Genomic DNA, 24,668 nt, shown 5'->3' on the forward strand with positions numbered 1-24,668 from the left:
CCGGACACGATATTTCAAAAAAATGGGGGCAGATTGCCGCATATCGGCTTCTGTTCCTTTTTGATGTGCGCCCGGCCTGGGGGGCGGCAGTTAATGAACAGCCTCCTATCCGCTTCGCTTTTTGAGGCTATAGAAAGTAACCTTGTCCGATCAGTTCCTTGACAAAATCGAGAAGGGGATAATAATATAATACTTAAAAGTAATATAATTTGATTATGGGGGATCGATAGGTATGGGTCAGAGAGGGAGGAAGAAAGGAGCGAGCGGTGAGCAAAGTCGAGGACTACTGTTAAGCATCGCCGCAGAAGAATTTGCCTTGCGGGGATATCACGAGACGAAGATAAGCGCCATCGTTGAGAAGGCGGGGGTTACCCAGCCAACCTTCTATCTTTACTTCGAGAATAAAGAAGCGTTGTTTCATGAGTTGGTCCATTTATTTCGTTCCCGCTTGGGCGACTACACGCAGAAAAGCCGCCTTGAACCGGGAATTGCAGAAGCATTCATCCGTCAAAGAATTGTAGAGGGACTTACGCCGTTTTTCCGTTTTTTCATCGAAGAACCTCATCTGGCCAGCATCGGTTTTTCGGTTGCTCCCCAGGCGGCGGAGATTAAAGACCAACTGGCCGATGAGATCCGTGCGAACCTAATGTCGGAGCAGCAGGCAGGCTATTTCCGTAAAGACATGGACATGGGGATCGTTGCGGATAGCATCGTGGGCACGATGGAGCGCTTTATCGCGACACAAAAAGCCCGCCCATTTAAACAGCCGGAGATTTTGGCGGATGAGGTTGTGCGTCTATTTTTATATGGAATTGCAGCGCCATAGATGTTTGTCTTGGGAGGGGAAACCAATGCGTAAGCAGGTAAAGAAGCGAATTGCAATCATGCTGGCTTTTCTGTTGATCATGTCACTGCTGCCTGAATGGTTGGGGGGAAAAGCCCACGCTGCAGCCATATACATTATTGATACGGTAGCGGGCACGGGTACCGGCGGCTTTTCGGGGGATGGAGGACCTGCGATAGCTGCTCAGTTGAAAAATCCATATGGAGTGGCGGTAGACAGCAGCGGCAATCTGTACATTGTCGATTACGAAAACAGTCGGATTCGGAAAGTAGATGCGTCGGGGACGATCAGTACGGTCGCCGGCACGGGGAGTGCCGGATTTTCGGGAGATGGGGGACCTGCGACAGCTGCCGAGTTGAACTACCCAATGGGAGTAGCGGTAGACAACAGCGGCAATCTGTATATTTCAGATACGGTAAACTGCCGAATTCGAAAGGTGGATGCATCCGGGACGATCAGCACGGTCGCCGGTACGGGGGTTTTTGGCTATTCGGGAGACGGAGGATCTGCCATATCAGCTAAGTTGAGCTATCCTAGCGGAATGACGACGGACAAAGATGGCAATGTGTATTTTGTGGACCAGTCTAATCATCGGATTCGGAAAATAGATGCGTCGGGGACGATCAGTACGGTTGCCGGTACGGGGATTGCTGGAGATTCGGGAGATGGAGGATCTGCCGCATCAGCCGAGCTGAGGAGCCCGACTGGCGTCGCGCTAGACGACAGCGGCAATCTGTACATAGCGGACTTTACTAACAATCGAATCCGAAAAGTAGACAGATCCGGGATAATCAGCACGGTCGCCGGTACGGGAAGTGTTGGATACTCGGGAGATGGCGGACCGGCAACGTCAGCCCAATTAACCTATCCTTCGGGAGTAGCGGTAGATCGTTATGGGCAGCTGTATATAGCGGATGCAGGAAACTACAGCATCCGAAAAGTGGATGCATCCGGGACGATCAGTACAATCGCCGGAACGGGGATTCAAGGATATTCGGGAGATGGAGGAGCGGCATCGTCAGCTCAATTTTTCAATCCTTTTAGTTTAGCGGCGGCAAACAATGGAGAGCTGTACATTGCGGATGTGTTCAACCAACGGGTCCGGAAATTAAGCTTGGGTGCGCAAACCGTCGAAGCATTCGCCGACTCGCACAACCCTGAAGTCGGTGCGAATGTGAATAATACGATCACAATCTTTGTGAAAAATGCGAATGGGCTCACAGATACGACGTTTAGCGGGGAGCATGAGGTGACGATCTCCGGATACTTGCAAGCGCCGGACAACTCCTATGGCAGCTTGAACGGGACGGCCTTAAGCGCATCTCCGAACACGATCGGCGTCATGTTTAACAACGGCGCTGCCACGGTAAAGCTTAAGCTGAACAAAGCGGGAGAACAAACGATCGCCCTAAGTGTAGCGGACGTGGCATCGCCGCAGACAAATCCGTTGATCATCACGCCAAGAGCGGGAAGTGCTGCCTCGATGGAGCTAACCACAGACATTAAGGCTCCGGCCAGCAATGGAGGCGCGTTCGCGCAGCAGCCTGTCGTTACACTTCTCGATGCTTACGGCAACAAGAGCGCGGGTGACAACAGTACGGTTGTTACGGTAAAGAAGAAGGACTCGGGAGCCTGGAATCTTACAGGAACAACAACGGCAGCAGCAAGCTCAGGCAGCGTAACTTTTACCGACCTTGGCGCAACGAGCGGAGCGGCGGTAACGGGAGCGCAGCTTCGATTTGAAGCGGATGGCTTGCCGCCCATTGAAAGTACGACTGTAGCCTTGCCTTGGGAGGCGCCTAAGGTAGCGCGCGTTGGCGATTTGCCGGTCGGCACAAAAATTCGCGATAACCGGGAATGGGATTATTTCACGGCCGGGTCAATCGAAGCGGGATTGTCGGATGCTGAAGTATACAAGACGGCGCCTATCAACTGGGTTCTTGTAGACAAGGACAAATACGAGCGCGGTACCAGCTTGTTCATCTCGGAAGAAATTGTAGCTGAAACAAATGAAGTTATCAAGGAAGGGATGATGAAGCCCTGGAGTCTATCACCTGTTCGCGGGTGGCTAAGAGAATCGTTCTATCCGGCATTCTCCGCAACGTTTCGCAATGCGATTTCGATAACGAGCTATCCCAATTTATCCGAAGGCGACGGATTGCAAGAGGAGACATTCTTTATTTTAGCGGCTTCAGAACTAATTTCTGTGTACGGCGAAGATCAGTACGTCATTCCTTACTTCAAGAATGCTAACGACCGAAAGGCCAGCGGCAACGAATCAGAGTATTATTGGACGAGATCGCAAAATAGCCTATTTTCTTATCTTTATTATTTAGTCAACAATGCCAGCGGTGACCTTCGTATTAAATCCGGCAACTTAAAGGTTGGCGTACGGCCAGTCGTTAATCTGAAAGCCGATACTCTCGTTGAGGGTCCTTTTATTGACTCGGTTAATGGAAGTGCCTATTATCAACTCGTCCAGGAGCCATACGAAGCAATAGCTGAGCTGGAAGCATCAGAGGTACAAGCGGGCTCCGAGGTAAACATTCGCTTTGAAGTTCATGACGAAGACGGCAGCATAAATACTTCGTTTAACGAGCCGACAGAAGTAACGCTTAAAGGTTATGAAGCAGCGCCGGATGGGACGGCAGGTTCTTTTGGAGGAGAGACGCTGAGTGGTGCGCAAAAAACGATTCAGGTGCAATTTAGAGATGGAGTCGCTACAGTGCCGCTTGTTTTGCACGCAGCTTTACAGCAGACGCTTCATTTTCATATCAAGGGTCTTTTGGAACCGAATGTGGAACCTGTTGTCGTTCAACCCGAACCGCGGGCTGCGAAGAACTTAAAGCTGCAGGCCGACAGCACAGGATTCGATGATCGTACAGGGTTATTTGACCCGCAGCCGATTGTATGGCTTGTTGATGATTACGGAAATTTAAGTAAAGATAATGCTACGCCAGTTAGAGTATCGAAAATGGGCATCGAAAACTGGAGATTGACGGGCACGACAATCAAAATAGCTGAAAATGGAATGGCGATTTTTGAGGACCTGGGAGCGTCCTATACGGGAGATGTTAGAGGCGCCCGATTACAATTTGATGCACTTGGATTGAACTCCACCGTTACAAGCAGTATGATTCGCCTTCCAGCACTTGCGATTATTGGCTCGATCAACGGCAGCTTCGATAAGAACCCGGCAAAACAAGCGGATATGAGTACAATCGTTACGCTGAACGGAAATACGCTAATTAGCATCAAGAACGGTTCCGATGAGTTGACGGCGGATGAGGACTATACGCTGGTGGGTAACACGTTGACGATCCGTAAGGAATACTTGGCACAGCAGTCGGTCGGATCGCTGACCTTGACGTTCGCGTTCAGCGCGGGATCGCCGCAGACGTTGAATATTCCAATCGTGGATACGACGCCGCAAGAACAGGATACTGGAGTCCCACAATGGCCGGATGGCAGCAAATTGGCGGCGTCAGACATCACGCAAACGAGCATGAGGCTATCTTGGCCAACAGCGACAGATAATGTCGGGGTAATCGGCTACCGGATATTCATGAATGGTGCGGAGCGGATGACGGTAAGCGGAAGCGTCTACGAAACGATTATTGACGGTTTGAGCGCAGACACCACGTATACATTTAGAGTCACTGCCTATGATACGGCGGGTAACGAGAGTGCCCCAGGCTTGAGTATAAAGGTGACCACTTTACCGAAGCAGCCTGAACCGGACATTGAAACGCCGACATGGTCAGAAGACAGCGAACTGATCGTCTCGAGCGTAACGCGTACGAGTGTGCAACTGTCTTGGCCAAAGGCAACGGATAATGTTGGGGTAACTGGCTACCGGATATACATGAATGGTACGGAGCACATGACGGTCAGCGGAAGCATCTACGGAACGAGTATTGACAGCTTGAGCGCAAATACCATGTATACATTCAAAGTAACAGCTTATGATGCAGCGGGGAATGAGAGTGAATTTGGGTTAAGTCGAACGGTGAGGACGCTTGCGCGTTCTTCCTCTAGCTCGGGAGGCGGCTTATCTAGTAATGCCAGCTTGAAAACGTTCGAAATATGGACAGACGGCCAACGCCTTTCCCTAACGCCGTCGTTTACGATGGAGACATACTCTTACAGGGCCAGAACGGAAGCAAAACAAATTGAGGTGAGGGCAACTGTAGATCATACGGCTGCCAAAGCGACATGGCAAGAGCAGACGATTAGCGATGGCATTCAAATCGAGCTGGAAGAGGGAGAGAACATCATTCCGATTACTGTTCAAGCGGAAGATGGGTCCCGGAGAACTTATACGCTTGTCATAGAGAAAGTGGTTCCCGAACCGCAAGAACCTAAACCATCTGCGGCCTCATTAATCGACATTGAGGGACACTGGGCAGAAAATGATATTAATCGTGCTGCGGCAAATGGCATTGTCAACGGATATCCGGATGGCGCATTCAAACCGAACAATCCTGTCACCCGCGCCGAGTTTACGGTTATGCTGGCAGGTGCTCTGAAACTGAAAGGGGAGGTTTCCTCCTTGACGTTCACCGATAACGATCAAATAGGGAGATGGGCAATAACGGCAGTAGAGCAGGTCGTTCAGGCAGGTATCGTCAACGGATATGAAGACGGCAGCTTCCGTCCCAATGACTACATTTCCCGTGCAGAGATGGCGGCAATGATCGCGCGGGCGCTCAAGAAGGAAATTAACGCTAATGCGTTTACCGATTTTGCCGATGACGAAGCGATACCACAATGGGCAAAAGGAGCGATAAAGGCGACTAGAACGCTTGGAATAGTAGATGGCCGCGGTTCGAACCAATTTGCACCGAATGAAACAGCAACGCGAGGAGAAGCAACAGTCATGCTGCTAAGAATGCTCAAACAATTGGAGAGTGACAGGGCGGGCTGACTGTTTCGAAACGTTCACGTTGCAGCATAAAAGGTGCTGCTAATACTCGATGTAATAGGCGATTGACCTTGACGGTCAATCGCCTATTATTGCAGGTAAAATGTATATACGAATTGAGACGCTGAATAAAAATGGATTTTCAATCCATATTAAATCATATTGATTCATATTGATTAAAGGGATACATGCAGTGGAGTATGGAGTTGTTTCGCTTTCAGAGATAACCGGCTTTACAACAAAATCCGAAGAGTTTTCCCGTTAACTTGCTACAAGAAAATGCCGTGCGACAATCCGATTTATTATGATGAAAGCACGGACACATGGAATGTTTTTAAATACGAGGACGTTAAGCGTGTACTGACTGACACCGAGCTGTTTTCAAGCGTAAGAAACCGCACTATTACTAATGTAGGAACAGGTACGGAGGAAGGCAACTTTCCGGACCATATCAATATCCATGACAGTGACCCGCCTCAGCACCGCAAATCCCGTTCCCTGCTTTCATTGAACCCGTTGCAGGCTTCGATTTGGAAGCAAGCTTAACGCCCACTGCTGCCGGAGAGGACCTGAAATAGGTTCTCTTTTTTAATTATTCAATGTTTGCGCAAATCGCGGATTGCTTTATATATAATTTCATCAATGAGGGCGCATGTATATGCATATGGCAATAGATGCAGCACAAGATGAACAAATGCAATCATTACAATGTACTCCTCTTTATCGTTTTAAGGATATTATTTACAAATTATTTAAAATAAAACCATTAATTGTAAAAATGGAATGAATAGGCGTTACGTCATCCTTCGACGGTGATACAGTCCGCGGGCCATTTTGTCACTATTGACGATGAAGAAGAGATGAGTGATTTAGCGTAAAAGAGGAAGTTATCGCACGATTGTCAGGCCAATCGAATTGAAACTATAGCAAATAAAAACTTCCATTCACTTCGAGGACTCGGTTCTGGAGCAAGCCGTACGGAATGAGCTGAAGCTGGGTTCGGACGCGGTCTTGGACTTCAAAGCGCTGCAGAATTTGACATCCTTATTCACGGATGGGAAGGAAAAGATACATAGCTTAAAGGGCTTGGAATATGCCTTTAACCTGCAAACTTTGTTTATACCCGGCGAAAATATTTCCGATTTAAAGCCGATCGGCAGCCTTTATAACTTAACGTTTCTGGTTTTGAACAACAATCAAATTCGCGATATTTGTCCGGTAGCGGGGCTATACAAGCTGAAAAGGCTGGTTGTCAGCGACAATCAGATTGAGGATATCGGATGCCTGTCGCGGATGAATTCGTTGACCGACCTGCTCGCTTCGGATAACAAGATCACGAGCATTGCTCCTCTCGCTAAGCTAAATATAGAATGGCTGGGCTTGGAAGGCAATCCGATCGAAGATATTACCGCCGTAAGCTCAATGAACAAACTGAAGCATCTTTATGTTGACGGCAGCGCTCTTAACGCTCCGTCCAAGTCGCTGGTAAGCCGTTTTGAGCAGTCTGGAGTGGCAGTGAATCGCGGCCAGGCAGAAACCGACACCATCTCCGGCGTATCCGTCTTCGTTCAAGACGTCAGGGTGTTGTTTGAACGGGCGCCGATCATCGATGACGGTACGACGCTGGTCCAATTTCGCCCCCTCTTTGAAAAGCTGGGCTTTGCTGTGAAGTGGGATGAGGACACGAGGAGTATAAGGGCCGAGAAAGCGGGAACTTCACTGATCATGCAGGCAGACCATACGGAAGCTGTCTTAAACGGCGATACCGTTACCTTAGAGGTCGCACCGCGGAATGTGGACGGCAGCATGATGGTGCCGGTTCGATTCGTAAGCGAGGCTTCCCATTTGGAAGCCACCTGGGATCAACGGGCCAAGGCGGTCTACTTGTGGCCTGATCGGACGATAACGGCTCCAAGCGGCTTGTTCAGCATAAAGGTAGGGGGCAAATGGGTCGCCAAATCGCCCGTATCGAAAATTAACTATGATTTATATATGGAAAACGGAAGCAAGGTGTTGATGGCCTTTGTTGAGCGCAAAGCGGATATTGAAGACGGGTTCACGCTGGACGATTATGAAGCGGCGTTAAAAGAATCGCTGGAGAAGGTCAATATTAAGCCTTCCGAGACCAAATCGATCACCGTCGATCATATGAATGCGCGGCAGCTCTCGTATTCGATGGAATCGGCTAACGGCGCAAAGTATGAATATGTGCTAACGATAGCGGAAGGCCAATATAACTTTTTCCGAATGGGTGTGGCAAGCACAGACGCTATCGGGACGGAAACCGAACAAGATTACGAGAACATCCTGCAGTCGCTTAAGGAATTGAAGACGACGGATCAGCTAAGTGAAGAAAAGTTCGGCGCCTTGAAGCCGGTAGAGCGGGTGTTGGATGCAGCGCGCTATTATCGGGAGCTGGGATTTTTCGCGGGCGACCAATCATTATCCGGCCAGCAATTTGACGATAAATTCAAAAAGGTGCATGAGGAGTTAAAAGGGGAGAATTGGGACCCCTTCGATTCTTCCGAATATTATGATTCGTTGGCCGAGCTGTACATTCTCGGAGAAGACAAGAAGCGAGTATGGCTCAAAGACACGGAAGCCGATGTCGGCGAAGGGAACGAGATTTATGCGAGGACGCTGAAGCAGTGGAGCGATATTTCGCGCGGCGCCTTCCAGCCTACGGAAATACAAGAAAATTGGAAGTCGAAGGAAGGACCTGTCGAGATCAGCTTTATGTTGAACGGAAAGAAACGGACGATTCATCCTCAATATATGAATGATTTTATCGACGTAGGTATATTGGCCGAAATCAACGAGATGATTCAAGACAGCGGGTATCAATTTGTTTGTGTGGAAATCGATCAAACGGTGTTCGTGACGGTGCTGAACGCTTCGGAAAAGGATAAGATCAGCAAGGATCGCTTTTTGCCGTTTAGCGAAAATATATAATACAAATATTTCCAACCATCCTGGGTTTATGTTCGGCCTGGGATGGTTTTTTTATTGTTTAGGGGGATTTGTTCGTTTTTCCGCCTTGGAGACAGATCCATCTTAAAAATGGAATATCTCCGGAAAAATTCGTGATTGCAAGATGAAAGACGGTACATGCCTAGAAAATATAAATATATACAGCCGTCGTCTCCGTCCGTAGACTTGATTGTAAATTCACATTAGAGAGGTGACGCCTTGAGAACTGCAATCTCAACATTGGTCAAGCATAAGTACGTTTATTTCATGCTGCTGCCGGTACTTGTCTATTATTTCCTCTTTCATTATGTACCTATGGCCGGCGCAATTATCGCTTTCAAAAATTATACCCCCGCACGCGGAATTATGGACAGTCCGTGGGTAGGCTTGGCCAACTTTAAAGACTTTTTTGAAAGCGTCTACTTATGGCGGCTGGTCAGGAATACGCTTACCATCAATTTGTATGAGCTGCTGATCGGATTTCCGGCCCCCATTATTCTTGCCCTGCTGCTTAATGAAGTGCGAAGTCGGATGTTCAAGCGCACGGTACAGACCATTACTTACCTGCCCCATTTCATTTCGGTCGTCGTAGCGGTAGGTATGGTGCTGGACTTCTTTTCCTCGGATGGGATCATTAATGCCTTGGTCGCCAAGCTCGGGGGAGAACCGGTATCTTACATGACGGAGCCCAATCTGTTTTATTCCATCTTCGTCGGCTCCAACGTCTGGCAGCATCTGGGCTGGAAAAGCATCATCTATCTGGCGGCGCTAAGCGCGATCGATCCTGCCTTGTACGAAGCGGCCAATGTGGATGGCGCGGGGCGTTGGGCCAAATTAAGGCACATCACCTTGCCGGGGATTACGCCGATCATCGTCATTATGCTGATCCTTCAAATCGGCAGCATGATGACGGTAGGTTTTGAGAAAGTAATGCTCATGTACAATCCGTCTATTTATGAAACGGCGGACGTCATCTCCACCTTTGTTTACCGCAAAGGGCTGCAGGATATGAATTACAGCTACAGCACGGCGGTCGGTCTGTTCAATTCGGCGATCAACTTTACGCTGCTCATTCTGGCGAACACGATCAGCCGCAAAATAAGCGAAAACAGTTTATGGTAGGAGGCGACGAGGCAACTATGATGCTGCGCAATGAATCCGTTCCCAGCCGGCTTTTTGATTTATTCAACGTATTGCTGCTTTTGCTGTTAGTCGTGGTTACGGCATACCCCTGCCTGTATGTACTGTTCGCTTCTATCTCGGACGGAGTATCGCTGAACGTCGGAAGCAAGCTTCTTTACGGACCAAGGGGCTTCCAGCTGGAATCTTACAAAAGAGTGTTCAGCAACCCCATGCTGTGGACGGGCTACCTCAATACTTTGATTTATGTGGTGCTGGGCACGGCCCTGAATTTGCTCCTGACCTGCTTTGCGGCTTACGGCTTATCCCGTACGTATTTGCCGGGCAGAAAGACGATGATGAAGTTCATCATTTTCACGATGTTTTTTTCCGGGGGGATGATTCCTTCATATCTTCTTGTGATGAATTTAGGCATGATCAACACAATCTTTGCCATGATCGTTCCCGGAGCGATCAGTACGTGGAATTTGATTATTTTGCGGACCGCTTTTATGGCGCTGCCCCCGAGCCTGGAGGAGTCGGCGAAGATCGACGGCGCTAACGATTTTTTCATCTTATTCCGCATCGTGATTCCTCTATGTTTGCCCGCCTTGTCGGTCATTTTGCTGTACTATGCCGTAGGGCATTGGAATGCATTCTTCGATGCTCTTATTTACTTGAGAAAAAGGGAAATGTTCCCGATTCAGATGGTTTTGCGCGAAATTCTGATCCTTAACGATTCCTCCATGCTGGTCGGGGTAACCGACAGTGTGGACCGTATGCAGGAAACCATCCCGCTCAAATACGCCACCATCATCGTGTCGTCGCTTCCGGTGTTGTTTCTGTATCCGTTTCTGCAGAAGTATTTTGTGCAAGGGATGATGATCGGCGCGATTAAGGAGTAAGCGGCGGATGATCGCGACCTTGCGGCTTTAGAAGCGGTGAACAAGCGGCCGAAGAGTCGATAGAAAGTTGGAGCAGCGTAAGCGGTCGCCTTTGTAGACGGATTTTCCCCGTTTCACGGGCTTACCTATTCAAGAAATCTGAGAACGACAGCGATCGTAAGATGCTTTAGCATGTGCAGTGAACGTTTTCCGCGACCCTTGTATGTAGTACAGCCCAATATTCCAGGAGGTTCCTATGAAAAAGAAATTCAGATATCCATTGACTACACGTGCGTTGTCCGTGATCATGAGCTTAAGCGTGCTGTCGGCCTGCACGTCCCCGGCGGCGGAACATTCCGCGGAAGGAAACCGGCAGGGAGAGGCGGGACAGAAGCTGCAAAGCATTAAAGTGTTCACGGAGATGGGCTCTTGGGCGGCGCAATCGATCAAAAATTACGGAGAAAATCTCGTGTTCCAGGAAATGGAGAAAAAAACCGGGGTGAAGGTGGATTGGATTCATCCCCCGGCAGGGCAGAGTAAAGAGCAATTTAACTTGATGATCGCCTCCAACGATTTGCCGGATGTGATCGTGTACGACTGGTTCAGCGCCCCGGGCGGGATGAAGAAATATGTGGATGATGGCGTGATCGTTGATTTAACGCCTTATATAAGCAGCAAAGCGCCGAATTTCACGAAGCTGATGAACGAAAATCCGGAAGCCAAAAAGCAAAGCATGGATGATGAAAGCAAATTTTACTGCATGCCGATGCTGCGGCTTCAGGATTCGCTCCGGGTTACGGACGGGCCTCAAGTGCGGATGGATTGGCTGGAGCAGCTTAATTTGAAGAAGCCGGCGACCGTCGATGACTGGTACAGCATGCTGAAGGCGTTCAAGGCGCAAAACCCGAGCGGTTGGCCCATGACAGGCCAGAAGTTTATAGGGAATAACGGCATCGGCAATCTGGTAGGCGCCTGGGGATTATCGTATGATTTCTATGTGGACGGCGGCACGATCAAGTACGGGCCAATGAACCCGAAATTCAAAGATGCACTTGCCTTTATCAATAAGCTTTTCAGCGAGGGGCTGATCGATCCGGACTATATGCTCAATAACAGGGAAAAGCAGGATGCCAAGGTAACCGGCGGTACATCCGGGGCTTTATTCGCGGTGCAGCCAAGTAATTTTATGAGAACTATGGTTGAATCCGGACGCGATCCGAAGTTCCGTGTGGAGGGTGTTTCCTGGCCGACAGGACCGGCCGGCAAGCCTTACTCGCTGAACAGCTCCTACACGTATGAAGTGTTGGCGCCTTGTGCGGCCGTAACCAAGAAAGCCAAACATCCGGAGGAAATTGTAGCCTGGCTGGATTATGCATACGGTCAAGAAGGAAACATGCTCTTTAACCTAGGCGTAGAGAATATGACTTATGTCATGAAAGACGGGAAGGCCGAGAATACCGATCTGATCAATAAAAATAAAGACGGCTTGTCGTCTTCCGCCGCTTTGGGCAAATATACGATGGCGCTGAACGGCTGGGCGATGGCGCAGGATGTCCAGTATCACCGGCAGCTTATGATGCCTTACGGTTATCCGGCGGCCGATCATTGGCGCACCGCCGATGTAAGCTTGATTGTGCCCCGCTTGACCTTCACGGCGGAGGAAACCCAGCAGGTAGCGCGCATTAAAACGGACATCGATACGTATGCTCAGGAAATGTTCGATAAGTTTACGACCGGCAAAGAGCCTCTCGACAACTACGACAAATTTACTCAGCGCCTGAAGGATATGGGAATCGAGCAGCTGACCAAGACCTACCAAGCGGCCTTTGACCGTTATCAGAAGCGGGGAAAATAGCCTCTAAGATTCCCTGAAAGGGATATTCAATAATATAAAAAAGAAAGCGAGTGAGAAAATGAATTATCGTCTACCCGATAAACCGATATTACCGGACCCTCTGATTGGAAATAGGGGAGAGCAGATTGTATCTCCCAAGCAGTGGCGCGAGCAGCGGCGATCCGAGATTGTCGAGTTGTTCCGGCAGCATGTCTATGGAAGATGCCCGATAGGCCGTCCGCGCAGCCAAAGTTTTGAAGTGGCGGATCAAAGCGGAGGATGGATGAACGGAACAGCGGTAAGGAAGAAAATAAACATCAGATTTGACGGACCCGGGGGAACGGGAGTCATCCATCTCTATCTTTTTGTACCCATCACCGAGGGGAAGAAGGTTCCGGCTTTTTTGCTGATATGCAATCGGGAACAGGAAAATATGGACCCGGATCGGAAGGTGCAAAGCCCCTTCTGGCCGGCGGAAGACATCGTGTCGCGGGGGTATGCTGCAGCTGTGTTCCATGTTCAGGATGCGGACCCGGACTTCGATGACGGGTTCCGCAATGGGGTACACGGCATATGGGAAGCGGCGGAGGCTCCGCGGCCGGCCGATGCCTGGGGCACGATCGGCGCGTGGGCGTGGGGCGCCAGCAGGGTCATGGATTATTTCGAGGCCGATCCGGATATCGATGAAGCGCGGGTTGCCGTCGTCGGGCACTCCCGCGGGGGGAAAACCGCTCTTTGGTGCGGGGCGCAGGACGAGCGCTTCGCATTGGTAGTGAGCAACGACTCCGGCTGCACCGGGGCTGCCATTACCCGCGGCAAACAAGGCGAAACCGTGCAAGATATTAACCAGCGGTTTCCTCACTGGTTTTGCGAAAATTACAAGGGCTTTAACGGCAGAGAGCATGATTTGCCGGTGGATCAGCATATGCTGCTTGCCCTCATCGCTCCGCGGCTGCTCTACGTTGCAAGCGCGACCGAAGACATATGGGCCGATCCCGCATCGGAATTCCTTGCTTGCATGCATGCGAATCCCGTTTATAAGCTGCTGGGTTTCCTCGGATTCGAAGCAGAGGGATCTCCGCTGCCGGAAGTGCCGATACACGAAGGCAGGATCGGGTATCATTTGAGAACGGGAAAGCATGATTTGACGCGGTACGACTGGAACTGCTTTATGGATTTCGCAGACCGTCATATGTAAGGGTAATCTAATCGTCAACGCCGATTTATGCTATAGTGAGAGAAAGCGTTTTTAGTACGAGCAGGGGGAAGTGATCGGGATGGGCGGCCTATGGAAATTCATGATCCATTTTCAAAAAAGAAAACTGTTCTTGCGGTTTTTTGTGTCCTATACCCTGATCCTGATCATTCCTCTCGGTATGATTTCTTTCATCGTTTACGGAAAGCTGTTGGGCACGTTGGAGGAGGAAACCGTCAGCTCCAGCATTACGAGCATCAATCAAGCCCGCGATACGATCGATATGAACTTGAAGCAGCTGGATCAAATCGCCTTTGAACTGTCGAATAACCCCAACGTCTACGAATTTACGTCGGATCGGGAGCCGGATATCGTGGAAGCCAATATTAAACTGAAGAGCATTATCCGCGAGCTTAATATTGCGAGTACCAATGCGATCAAGAGCTTCTCCGATGAGATTATGATGTATTCTTTAAAAAACGATATTATCGTCTCCAATGTAACGAAGTACGACCCGGATTTTTTTTACGAAACGTTTATGAGAAATGCGGCCATTCCGTTCTCCGATTGGATTTCACGGCTGCGAAGCGCCAAGGAGCGTCAGCTCTGGCCAGTCGTTAATACTATGGGAGCCAACAAGTCAGGGAAGAAGCTCATCACCTATTTGCAACCGCTTACCCAGTATGGAATGAGCAATCACGCCGTGTTGATTTCCTTGCTGCCGGAGGATAGGATGTGGGATTTCTTCGGCAGGGGAGAGATGGACGGCAGAAGCTACCGCGCCATTCTCGATAGGAACAACCAGGTGATTACTGCGGCACCGGGCTCCATTGAACCGGTTCCTGTGAATTACGACGAGATTTTCAATAGCGGACAGGACCATATGTTTTTCAATTACGATGGAAAAAAGTATATTGCAATTTCTACGATTTCCAGCGCCTACGGGTGGAAATATGTAACCATTCTGCCGGTCAGCGTATTGATGGAGAAAATTTCCTATCTCCACATCCTGTTTTCCGTCGCTCTGTTCATCTGCGTTGTGCTGGGGATCACCTTGGCTTATATCTTTTCCGTTCAACATTATAAGCCGATTCGCAATACGGTTCAGTGGATTTTGACGAACAGGAAAGACCGGACGGTAAAGCAAAAAGGAGAATATGAAACGATCCTCAGCAATATTCAGGGGATGCATACCGACAATCATCTGCTGGAGAGTCAGCTGCACAAGCAGCTCCCCGTGCTGAAGGTTCACTTCCTTTTAAGACTGTTGAAGAACAATACGATAGACTTCGATGAAGTAAATGAGCTGCTGGAATTTTACGGAATCCGATTTCCCTGCGGCTGCTATACGGTAGCTGTGCTGAATATCGACGATTTCAGCGGTTTTATGCAGCGTCATTCGTCGACGGGGAAAAGCCGGCCGCGCTTTGTCGTTTGCAACATCGGCGAGGAAATGATCCGAAGTATCGGGGACGGATTTGCACTGGAAATTGAGGAGGATAAAGTAGCGCTGCTGATCAATCACGATGCGGCTGCGGAGACGGCTGGAGCGCATCCTTTGGACCATTTGCTGCAGCAGCTCAAGGAATTTTTGAATAAAAAATTTAATATCGTAATCAGCATCGGGGTAGGAAGCGGCTGCCCGAGTCTGGAGATGGTCCATCAATCCTATAATGAGGCGATAATCGCATTGAATTACGGACTGATTCGAGGAAGAAGCCGGATCAACTACTTTGAACAAACCCGCAGTAATCCTAACCATTTCTACTATCCTCCGGAAAAGGAAAATCATCTTATTGTTTGCGTAAAGACAGGAGATTTTCCTTCCGTTCAAGGTTTGCTGGACCAAATTTATGAAGTCAATTTCAGGGAACGCAAGCTTTCTCCGGAGATGGCGAATTGTCTTTTCTACGGCATGGTGAGCACTTTCTTCCGAATTTTGGAGGAAATCCAATTGGATTATCGGGATATTTGCGATGACGATACGGACGTGTTCCGGGATATTAACCACAGCAAGGACGTCGAAGCGATCTTCCTCGCCATCTTGTCTCTGTTTGACAGGCTTTGCAGCGTCATCCATGAGAAGAAAGCGAAGGGAAACCATCATTTGCGGGATAGCTGCATTCAGTATATTGCCGGGCATCTGTCCGACAAAGAACTGTCCTTGAATAAGGTTGCGGATTATTTTCAATTATCCTCCCCGTACTTGAGCACTTTTTTCAAGCAGCAGACAGGAACTAATTTCTCCGATTATTTGAACCGACTGCGTATTCAACGCTCTAAGGAACTGCTGGCCAGCGAGGATGATCCGATTCAGGAGATTGCGGATCAGGTCGGTTATAATAGCGCCAACACATTTATAAGAATTTTCAAAAAATATGAATCGGTCACTCCGGGTCAATACAAGGAAAGCCTGCGCATCGGCAAGGTATCGGACATGATCGGGGAATAATGAAAAAGCCAAGACCGTCGTAATAACGGTCCTGGCTCTTTTATTGTCTATATTTGCCGGTGTCGAACTGTCCGATCTTCGCCGTCAAGCGCGGCCAGCTTACCGTCTACAGCTTCGCCAGCCACTGCTCCAGCTGCAGCACTTCGATGCCGGCCAGCAGGACGATGCCGATGCCGTGGGTGTCGTTCAGCAGCCAGGACAAGTCGTCCTTGTAGTAGCCGGTGCTGAAGGAGTAGCCGGAGCCTCTGCATACGCCGTATACGTTGCCGAACTTGTCGATGGATACTTTGGACATGCCGGTCCAGCCTTTGTCAATCGCTTCGATATAAGGCTCCGTATTCTTGATCCAGCCGAACCGGACGCCGCGCGCGAACGCATACAGAAACATCGAGGTGCAGGAGGTTTCCTCGTACGATTCGGGATCGGTCAGCACTTGATGCCATAGCCCGTTCACGCCTTGAAGACGCAGGTATCCTTCGCACAGCTGGCCGAAGAACGCAAGCAGCTCTTCCCGAGCCGCGTGAGTTTCCGGCAGCTCGCGGAGCAGCTCGGAGAGGGAGAACAGCACCCAGCCGTTGCCGCGTCCCCATGCGACCTTGGTCGGTTTGTCGAAGGTGAAGTCGTATACATGGGACATAATTTGCAGCTCGGGAATGTAGAGCAGCTTCTTGAACTGCGCGAACTGGTTCGCGGCGTCCTCCAGATAACGAATATCTCCCGTCCGGCGGTAGTACCGGCACAGGAACGGAACGCTCATGTACAGATCGTCGCACCATAAGGTGGCGTTCGGGAAGTCGACATGCTTCGGCTTGCGGTACAGCGCGCCTTCGGGCAGCCGGTCCTGCTTGTTGCTGATATAATCGGCGATGACCTCCGCGATAGGCTCCGCCCCCTGAATCGGCCGGTCCTGCAGCGCCAGCAGCATCGTCGCTCCGAACGAGCCGCAGTCATCCAAGCTGTCGAGCGTTGCGAGCGTGTTCAGCACGCCGGACGCTCCGAATTTGTCCCTGTCCCACAAAGCGTACGGATATAACGTCGTGCATGTTTCGATATGGCTGTACACATAATCGAGCAAGTCTTTCCGTTCGAGCAGCTTGCCGGTTTGCAGCAGCCCGTACAGCGTCACGCCGAGCGGATAGTTCCATTTGCCGAACAGCGCGTTTTCCGCGAACGCGCGGACCCAAGTGTTCGGCTGATCGAGCCGCCAGAACGTGCCGCCGCTGCCGGTCTGGATCAGCGAGCGAATGAAGCCCGAGGCGACGTCCGGCCCCGCGTCTTCTTCGGCAAGCGGCCCAAGGTACAGCCAAGCGTCCTTGCTGCCCTCGACGGGATAAGGAGCGGCGAAGCGCACTCCGGCCGGAAGCTCGTCCAGCCGGAAGCCCCAGCTGTCTTGAGCTCCCTCGCAGCGGATGACGAGATCGTGCAGGCCGCAGCTAAGCCGCAGTGGAATGCGGAACTCGCCGGGAGACTCCAGCGCAAGCCGCTTCTCGCCGTCCACGTAAATTTCCGTCCGTCCCATCGCGCTGCCTGTAAGCTCCACCTCGCGAGCTTCCTGCGCGAAGGAGCGGAGCTTCGTCCAGGCGAGGTAGAAGCGGCCCGGTTCGGGCTGATCGCCGAATATGCGTGCGAGCGCTCCTGCCGCCTGCTCCTCGGCGCTCCACTCCAGCTTGGGATACCATACCGCGCCGCTGCCTGCTTCGGTCGTTCCCGCGCCGGGCAGCTCAGGCCAAGGCTCGTTCTGAGGCTCGGAATATATCCAGCCTTCGTGGCCTTCTCTCTCCGGGGACGGAGCCAGCACATGGATCGGGTTGCTCTTGTACGAGCCCGGCCCGAAGGAGCCGCCGCAGCCGCCCTCGGTCTTCATAAACTCGAATACGAGATGATTCCAGCCTTTGTTCATCGGGATAGCGACGACAGTCCGGCGCCGGTCGTTCAGCTCGTCGGCGATGTTCGTCTTGTAGATCAATTCCCCGTTGGCATACAAACGAAACGGTCCGTAGCAGTACAGAATAAAGGATAACGGAGCGGCCAGATCGCTCCAATATTTCGACCAGGCGTAGACGAGCTGACCGCCCCGTATCGCGGGAAACCGCTCGGCAAAATTAAAATGATAGCTGTAATCGTGCTTCTTAGTTATTCCGTCGGCGCAAAAGGCGCGATAGGCGATCGGATGCGGCGGATGATTGCCGACATATCTGCCGGCGATAGTAGCCAGAATCTCTCCGACCTCGCCGCCGCATTTTTTGAAGATACTTTCATTCTCGTCGATGTAACGCTCTGTCATGGTTCATTCCTCCCCGGAAAAATGGAACGGACGGGAGTGAAGTCCCGCCCGCAAAGTTAATCTTATTTGCCTCCGGCGCGCTTCTGATAAGCTTCGGTCAATTCCTGGCTCATCTTGACGATATCCGGGTCGTTTTTCATTTTGGCTGTGAAGTCGTCCCAAGCGGTGATCGGCTCGCGGCCCAGGATGATTTTTGTTTTCAAATCCTGCGCTTTTTTCTCGAATTCCGGCAGCGCTCTGACGGCCGTCGGCGAATACAAGCCGGTGCTGATGTCCGCTACGCTGGTTTTGGCCCGCTCGTCTTGAATCGACTTGAACAAATCGTTGGCGTCTTTAGGGAAGTAGACTTTGGTCGAGCTCGCGTACGGATCGGCGACATAGACGATTTGGTTGAAATCCGGCCCGTTATCCGCGGCCAATTTCTCCGTGTTGATCACTTTTTGACCGTCTTGTACCGTATAATGAGTGCCCTCGAAGCCGTACTGCTGAATGGCGAACACGTCGTCGTTCATCCAGGTGTCGACGAGCTTAAGAATTTGCTTCATCTTGGCTTCAGGCACCGATTTCGGGATGGACAGCATACCGGAGAAGCCGGGGCCTTTCGGATTAAAGCCGTTGATGCTCGTGATCGGATAGAAGTCCGTCGGCTTGAAGTTCGGATCGACCTTTTTCAGCTTCTCGTAGTAATCGTTCATCGTACCGGCTTTCTCCACGATCATGCCGGCTTTGCCTGCCTTGAACAAGTCGGAAGCCTGCGACAGCTTCATCGAAGCGAAGTCCTCCGGAATGAGCTTGTCCTTGTACATGTTGGTCATGTATTCAATCGCCGTGCGGGTTTCCGGTAAAAACGCCGTATTGACGATTTTGCCGTCCTGCAGCTTCCATTTGTCGTTTTTCACGTTGGCGCCGGTGAAGCTGTTCTCGATGGCACCGAGCGAAGCCATGTCCGAAGGCGCGTTCAAATAGGCGGCGAACGGAATCGTATCGTTCTTGCCGTTTTTGTCCGGGTCCTTCTCGGCGAACGCCTTCATGACGGTATACAGTTCATCGGTTGTCGTCGGCACCTTCAGGCCGAGATTGTCCAGCCAGTCTTTGCGGATGACCAGGAACTGGTCGGCTTCGGCAGGACGCGGACGCGGAATGCCGTAGTTTTTGCCGTCCTGCATTTTGGTCAATTCCCAGGCGGTATCGGAAATTTTGGAGCCGAGATTCGGGTATTCCTTATAGTAAGGCGTCAAATCCCAGAACGCTCCTTGCGACACCGCATTGCGAAATACCGACGAGAACGGATCGTTGATGGTCACCAAATCCGGAATATCCCCCGAAGCCAAGGTCACATTCAGCTTATCCGTATAGTTGTTGCCGGACACCCATTGAATGTTCAGCTTGGAGTTCGTCGCTTCTTCAATCGCTTTCTTGATCGGATTGTCGGCGGCCGGCGGCGATGCGCTGAGCAGAATGGTCATGACGCTGACCTCCAGCGGCCCCGACGCGCCGGCCTGATCCTTTGAGCTATTTTTACCGCAAGCCGCGAGCAGCCCCGACATAGTCAGGATGAGCGCCAGCGATCCTGCGGCCATTCTGCGTCTGTTTTTGCTTTTCATGATGATCCTCCCTCATACAATCGATAATCTTTGTTTGCAAGCCTTCACGGCTCCTGGACTGAGAGTAGTACATCCGCCGCTGATCGACAATCGTATTTTTTTGTACCTTGCCGCGACCTTGTCGGGCCTTGTCCCAGCCCGAGTTTTTCGTTAAGGCTTGGACTATATTGCTCTTTGCACATTGCTGCCGGAAGGAGGCTGGAGAAGGGATTTAACGGTTCAATTCGCGGAATTGGCTCGGCGTAATCCCTTCGTATTTTTTGAAGATGCGGTTGAAGTAGCTGTGCTGATAACCGACGCTTTCCGCCACTTCGTTAATTTTCATTTCGGTTTCTTTGAGCAAGGCTTTGGCGTTTTGAATGCGGATGTTCGTCAAATAATCGATAAAGTTCACGCCGTTAATTTGCTTAAAGGCGCGGCTTAACGTGTAAGGGCTTGTCCCGAACAGGTCCGCGCATGATTCGAGCGATAAAGCGTTCATATAATTTTCCCGCAAATAGACGACGACCTTGTCGACGATCTGCTTCAAATGAATGTTTTGCCGGCTGATCATCTCCTGCACGAAGACGCCGATGACCTTGCGCTGGAACCAGCGGAGCATTTCGTCCGGCTCTTTGATCTGCGCCAGCTGATCGAATAAATTGACGCTGCCGAATAATTGCACGGGATTCATCCCGGATTGCATCGCCGCGTACCGGATACTGCCGAGCAGCTGAAGCATGCCCTGCTGAATGACAAATTCCGTCGAGCCGCCCGTAGACAGCTCGTCCATAAACTGCTTGATCAAATCGACCGCATCGGTTTCCTGTCCGTTCCGGATGGCGGCCACGATATCTTTGTCCAATGTGAACGGGTAGTAATTGCTGGCCTCGGAAAGGTTCGACCTGAGCGTTCGTTCCGTACGAATAATTTGATTGTCCTCGCCGAGCAAATCGCGATAGGCCAGCGCCTGCTTCGCTTCCTCGAACAGATGCGGAATTTGCTTGACATTATAAATCCATCTGCTGACGGCGATGGTGACCTGCATATTCAATATTTGATTGATGGTGTGCATCAGCTCCGCGCACAGCGCGTCCAAATCGTCTTCAAGCCATGACGATGGATGCTCGCCGGGCAGGGAGAGCAGCACGCCGATCGAAAAGTTGTGGAAGTTAATGACTTCCACCTGCTCGTACTGCTTTTTCGTAAGCTCGCTAATAATATTCGCCGCGGCGAAGGTGACCAAATCCTCGTCCCCGTGCAAAAACCGGCCCTCCAAATTGGAGAATCCGGTCAATTGGAACATTAAGGCGACGAATTTGCGGTCTTCCGTTTCCCAGCCGTAGTATTTCATCCGTTCCTGAATATCCTTCTCTTGCAGCGAGAGCAGATACCCCTGCGCCAGCTGGAGGAAGAACCCTTCCTGCAAGGCCGGAAGCTGCTCCTGCAGCTTATGCTTCAATGTCTCGCTTTCTTTGGACAGATGCTTCCACTGCTTCTCGATCAGGTCGAATTCGTCGCTCACTTCAACGGTTTTATCGCCGGTCAGCAGGCCGACGAGCCGTTCCACCGGCAAGGAAATGCGGCGCGACACGAACCAGGAGAGCAGAAGAGCGAGCATCAGCCCGGTCAAGCTGACGATCAGAATCCATTTGGAGACGGCGATGACGGGAGCGGTGATCGAAGTCAGCGGCGCCGCGGAAACGTAAATCCACTTCGTGCCGAGCCGGGAAATTTGCCCGTAAGACACGGAGTATGTCGTTTGATCGTACTCATACAGGAACGAATCCGTCGTGGCGCTGTGCTTGTCGTATTCTTGCAGCAGCGATTGCTCCATCTTGGATAACGTATTCCCGTTCGTCGACAAATGCCAGCTTCCGTCGCCGGTCATCAGCAGTGTAACGCCTTCCTCATACGGATTCAGCGTTTTCAATACTTGATTCAGCTTCTCTTTGTTGACGGTGGCGATAATGACGCCGAACGGCTGGCTGCTGCCTCCGGGTATTTTAGTGACTAGCGAAATTGTATCCGCAGCTTCTCCGGGAATGTCGTTCGTCCAGAACATCGATTTGTTATTGGCCAGGAACGAGTCGTAGCTCTCGATTTTCGCAGCATCGCTAAGATAGGCGTATCCGTCCTTGGTCATCGTAAGCGGCCGCGGCGCGTCCAGATACAACTGCACCTTCTCCAGCAGAGGATGCGCTCCTTCCATGACCAGCAGCGTCCGGTACAGCTCTTGAACCTGTTCGAATTGATACGAGAAGCTGATATGTTTCAGATTATCGTCGAATTTCGGATCGAACGCCCAATGGGAGAGCGTCATCTCCAAATATGCGAGCTGCTCGTCCAGGTTGGCCGCGCGGTTGCGGATTTGATTCTGATGCTGGCGCTGCAGCGCTTCCTCCAGATTGTTCGTCGCAATACCGTAAATGCTAACGCCGATAATCAATCCGGGAATACTGGCAATAAGCAGAATAAGAACGAGAATTTTGCGGAAAAACCGACTGTTATACTTATATTTGCGGATCATTTCCAGCCATGGTTTGACAATTCCAGACAAGATGCATTCGACCTCCAGTTGTATTTCTCCCTTTTTTCGACAAACTTGAGCTGGAATCCTCCCCATGGCCTGACGGCGGCAAGCTTATCCTTTGACGGAGCCGACCATGGCCCCTTTGGCGAAATGCTTCTGCAAGAACGGATAGACGAGCAAAATCGGCACGGTGGCGATAATGACCGCGGCCATCTTCAGCGTTTCGGACGGCGGGGCGACGGCGGTCGCATCGGTCATCAGATCGGAGTTATTGGCATTGAGCAAAATGTTCTGCAGCATCACCTGAAGCGGCCATTTCTCGGCGTCGTTAATGTAAATTAACGCATTGAAGAACTGATTCCAGTAACCCACGGCGTAGAAAAGTCCGAAAGCGGCGAGCGACGGCAGCGATAACGGCAAAATAATGCGGACCCAAATGCTGAGGTCGTTGCAGCCGTCGATCGAAGCGGATTCCTCCAGCTCGGCGGGAATGCTGTCGAAGAAGCCTTTCATCAAAATGACGTTCCACCCGCTCGCCAGCGCCGGGATAATGAGCGACCACAAGCTGTTGATCAGCCCCATCTCGCGGACGAGCATGTAGTTCGGAATCATGCCGGGGTTGAACAGGACGGTAATCAAGATGCCGAGCAAAATCAGCTGTCTGCCGCGCAGCCGTTTTCTGGACAGCGCGTAAGCGAGCGCAGCGGTAACGACAAGGCTGAGGGCGGTGCCGACCAGCGTAATATAGATGCTGACGCCGACAGAGCGGGGAAAAGCTCCGGTAGACAAAAGAAATTTATAAGAATCAAGCGACCACTGCTTCGGGAACAGCACGAAATTGCTCTTCAAATATTCCGTCGCATCCGTGAACGAAACGACGAATACGTAATACAGCGGGAAAAAAGTGACTACGGTGACCACGCCGAGCAAAATAATATTGACTATATCGAATAGACGGTCTCTTATACCTAGCTTCACTTCGATTCCTCCTTAATATACGCCATCTTCGCCCAATTTTTTGGCGATCCAGTTGGATACGACGACAAGCGCCAGGCCTACGACCGATTTGAACAAGCCGGCGGCCGTGCTGTAGCTGAACTGCGCCTGCTGAATCCCGACCCGGTAGACGTACGTATCGAACACTTCGGCCACTTCCGAGACGGCGCCGTTATACATGAGAAATACTTGCTCGAAGCCGACGTCCATCATATGGCCGAGGCGCAAAATAAGCAGAATGACAATGACGCTGCGGATCGCCGGGAGGGTGATGTTCCACATTTGGCGAATCCGTCCCGCGCCGTCGATTTTGGCCGCTTCGTACACCTGAGGATCGATTCCCGCCATGGCCGCAAGAAACAGAATTGTCCCCCAGCCGCATTCTTTCCAGATGGACTGCATGGTCAGCATGCCCCAGAACAAATTGGAGTTGGTCAGAAAGTCGATGCGGCTGAGCCCGATCGCTTCCAGCATCTTGTTGACCAAGCCTTCCCCTTTGGCGAACAGCAGGAACGTCAGGCCGGAAATAATAACCCATGACAAGAAGTGCGGCATATAGACGACCGATTGCACGACCCGTTTATATAAGACGCTGCGCAGCTCGTTGAGCATAAGCGACAGCACGATCGGCAGCGGAAAGAAAAAGATCAGGCTGAGCAAATTGATCGCCATCGTATTGCGGAACAGCAGCATAAATTCAGGATTGGAGAAAAATCGTTGGAAATGCTCGAATCCGACCCAGTCGCTGTGTATAATTCCGGCAAACGGAGAGTAGTTCTGAAACGCGATCACGACTCCCCACATCGGCACGTATTTGAAAATAAGAAAAAATAAAACTCCGGGCAAAGCCAGCAAATATAAATATTTGTCCCTGGACATATCTTTGATAAGTCTGCCCAGACGGCTCTCGCCGGAGCGGGCAGGCGAAGCGGGAGCCGCTTGCTGCTGCTGTCTTAACATGGTCATTTATCTTCTTCCCCTTCCTTATAGCCTAAGCTCTATCTCAACGTAAACGATATTGCCTTTGCAAACAATCGTACAGTTTTGCCG

The 24,668-nt window shown here is 50.9% G+C and carries 13 protein-coding genes; 8 read left to right on the plus strand and 5 right to left on the minus strand.

The genetic code is table 11. The features are described from left to right. The first annotated feature begins 232 nt into the window (after positions 1 to 232). The 8 genes from N0M98_RS11400 to N0M98_RS11435 all read left to right on the plus strand — a co-directional run bounded on the left by N0M98_RS11400 (position 233) and on the right by N0M98_RS11435 (position 16,222). Positions 233 to 826 (plus strand): TetR/AcrR family transcriptional regulator, encoded by a 594-nt coding sequence (locus N0M98_RS11400; RefSeq protein ID WP_249861524.1) that lies wholly within the window; start codon positions 233 to 235, stop codon positions 824 to 826. A 25-nt stretch (positions 827 to 851) separates the two neighbouring features. Then, positions 852 to 5,771: an NHL domain-containing protein gene (locus N0M98_RS11405; RefSeq protein ID WP_259617941.1), complete on the plus strand. Its 4,920-nt coding sequence runs from the start codon at positions 852 to 854 to the stop codon at positions 5,769 to 5,771. Positions 5,772 to 6,854: 1,083 nt separating this feature from the next. Beyond that, on the plus strand, positions 6,855 to 8,720 hold the full coding sequence (locus N0M98_RS11410; RefSeq protein ID WP_259617942.1) for a stalk domain-containing protein: 1,866 nt from the start codon (positions 6,855 to 6,857) through the stop codon (positions 8,718 to 8,720). 285 nt (positions 8,721 to 9,005) lie between these two features. Then, the gene (locus N0M98_RS11415; protein WP_249866445.1) at positions 9,006 to 9,860 is read left to right on the plus strand and encodes an ABC transporter permease; all 855 of its coding nucleotides are present in this window, start codon (positions 9,006 to 9,008) and stop codon (positions 9,858 to 9,860) included. Positions 9,861 to 9,880: 20 nt separating this feature from the next. Next, on the plus strand, positions 9,881 to 10,762 hold the full coding sequence (locus N0M98_RS11420; RefSeq protein ID WP_249866446.1) for a carbohydrate ABC transporter permease: 882 nt from the start codon (positions 9,881 to 9,883) through the stop codon (positions 10,760 to 10,762). Positions 10,763 to 10,997: 235 nt separating this feature from the next. Beyond that, on the plus strand, positions 10,998 to 12,596 hold the full coding sequence (locus N0M98_RS11425) for an extracellular solute-binding protein (RefSeq protein ID WP_249861527.1): 1,599 nt from the start codon (positions 10,998 to 11,000) through the stop codon (positions 12,594 to 12,596). 58 nt (positions 12,597 to 12,654) lie between these two features. After that, positions 12,655 to 13,773: a glucuronyl esterase domain-containing protein gene (locus tag N0M98_RS11430; RefSeq protein ID WP_249861528.1), complete on the plus strand. Its 1,119-nt coding sequence runs from the start codon at positions 12,655 to 12,657 to the stop codon at positions 13,771 to 13,773. Between the two features lie 79 nt (positions 13,774 to 13,852). Beyond that, on the plus strand, positions 13,853 to 16,222 hold the full coding sequence (locus tag N0M98_RS11435) for a helix-turn-helix domain-containing protein (RefSeq protein ID WP_259617943.1): 2,370 nt from the start codon (positions 13,853 to 13,855) through the stop codon (positions 16,220 to 16,222). Positions 16,223 to 16,328: 106 nt separating this feature from the next. Here N0M98_RS11435 and N0M98_RS11440 read toward each other — a convergent pair whose 3' ends face one another. From N0M98_RS11440 to N0M98_RS11460, 5 genes are all read right to left on the minus strand, one after another. Next, positions 16,329 to 18,506, minus strand: a complete 2,178-nt coding sequence (locus N0M98_RS11440; RefSeq protein WP_249861530.1) for a glycoside hydrolase family 88/105 protein — start codon at positions 18,504 to 18,506, stop codon at positions 16,329 to 16,331. 62 nt (positions 18,507 to 18,568) lie between these two features. Further along, positions 18,569 to 20,110 carry a type 2 periplasmic-binding domain-containing protein gene (locus tag N0M98_RS11445; protein ID WP_249861531.1) on the minus strand — a complete coding sequence of 514 codons (1,542 nt, stop codon included), beginning with the start codon at positions 20,108 to 20,110 and terminating at the stop codon, positions 18,569 to 18,571. A 211-nt stretch (positions 20,111 to 20,321) separates the two neighbouring features. Further along, positions 20,322 to 22,649: a helix-turn-helix domain-containing protein gene (locus tag N0M98_RS11450; protein ID WP_249861532.1), complete on the minus strand. Its 2,328-nt coding sequence runs from the start codon at positions 22,647 to 22,649 to the stop codon at positions 20,322 to 20,324. Positions 22,650 to 22,733: 84 nt separating this feature from the next. Beyond that, the gene (locus N0M98_RS11455; RefSeq protein WP_249861533.1) at positions 22,734 to 23,600 is read right to left on the minus strand and encodes a carbohydrate ABC transporter permease; all 867 of its coding nucleotides are present in this window, start codon (positions 23,598 to 23,600) and stop codon (positions 22,734 to 22,736) included. A gap of 12 nt (positions 23,601 to 23,612) precedes the next feature. Continuing rightward, on the minus strand, positions 23,613 to 24,584 hold the full coding sequence (locus tag N0M98_RS11460; RefSeq protein WP_249861534.1) for an ABC transporter permease: 972 nt from the start codon (positions 24,582 to 24,584) through the stop codon (positions 23,613 to 23,615). Positions 24,585 to 24,668: the final 84 nt, after the last annotated feature.

Source organism: Paenibacillus doosanensis (genome assembly GCF_025060755.1).
Lineage (GTDB): Bacteria > Bacillota > Bacilli > Paenibacillales > NBRC-103111 > Paenibacillus_S > Paenibacillus_S doosanensis.

Coding starts and splice junctions, on each gene's coding strand:
- N0M98_RS11405 (WP_259617941.1), top strand. CDS start 852: ATGCGTAAGCAGGTAAAGAAGCGAATTGCAATCATGCTGGCTTTTCTG.
- N0M98_RS11430 (WP_249861528.1), top strand. CDS start 12,655: ATGAATTATCGTCTACCCGATAAACCGATATTACCGGACCCTCTGATT.
- N0M98_RS11420 (WP_249866446.1), top strand. CDS start 9,881: ATGCTGCGCAATGAATCCGTTCCCAGCCGGCTTTTTGATTTATTCAAC.
- N0M98_RS11460 (WP_249861534.1), bottom strand. CDS start 24,584: ATGACCATGTTAAGACAGCAGCAGCAAGCGGCTCCCGCTTCGCCTGCC.
- N0M98_RS11435 (WP_259617943.1), top strand. CDS start 13,853: ATGGGCGGCCTATGGAAATTCATGATCCATTTTCAAAAAAGAAAACTG.
- N0M98_RS11425 (WP_249861527.1), top strand. CDS start 10,998: ATGAAAAAGAAATTCAGATATCCATTGACTACACGTGCGTTGTCCGTG.
- N0M98_RS11415 (WP_249866445.1), top strand. CDS start 9,006: ATGCTGCTGCCGGTACTTGTCTATTATTTCCTCTTTCATTATGTACCT.
- N0M98_RS11445 (WP_249861531.1), bottom strand. CDS start 20,110: ATGAAAAGCAAAAACAGACGCAGAATGGCCGCAGGATCGCTGGCGCTC.
- N0M98_RS11400 (WP_249861524.1), top strand. CDS start 233: ATGGGTCAGAGAGGGAGGAAGAAAGGAGCGAGCGGTGAGCAAAGTCGA.
- N0M98_RS11440 (WP_249861530.1), bottom strand. CDS start 18,506: ATGACAGAGCGTTACATCGACGAGAATGAAAGTATCTTCAAAAAATGC.